The sequence below is a fragment of the Corynebacterium sp. HMSC066C02 genome (genome assembly GCF_001814945.1).
Lineage (GTDB): Bacteria > Actinomycetota > Actinomycetes > Mycobacteriales > Mycobacteriaceae > Corynebacterium > Corynebacterium aurimucosum.
Genome location: NZ_KV818430.1, coordinates 1 through 321 on the forward strand (window position 1 = coordinate 1; position 321 = coordinate 321).

At 51.4% G+C, this 321-nt stretch carries 1 protein-coding gene; it reads right to left on the minus strand.

The genetic code is table 11. The features are described from left to right. Positions 1-321 (minus strand): VaFE repeat-containing surface-anchored protein (locus tag HMPREF2996_RS00270; protein WP_168166658.1); only part of this gene is annotated, 321 nt, incomplete at both ends.

Genomic DNA, 321 nt, shown 5'->3' on the forward strand with positions numbered 1-321 from the left:
CCATCCTTGTTGACCTCAACCGAAGTCAACTCCTCGAAAGCAACCGCAGCCTCAACCGGCTTAGTCACAGACTCATCAACAATGATCTCAACAACAACCTCACCGTTAGCAGCATCCGGAGTAAAGGTCTTCTCACCCTCACCCAGAACAGTCTTGCCATCAGCCTTGGAAATCAACTCTGCCTTAAGGGTGTATTCCTTACCCGGAACCAGACCCTCATAGGTCACCGTATCGTCAACCTGCGCACCAGCAACAACCTCAGTTGCACCATTGGCAAAGTCAGCATTCGTCGAAATCTTCGGCTCACCAGACTCATCACCC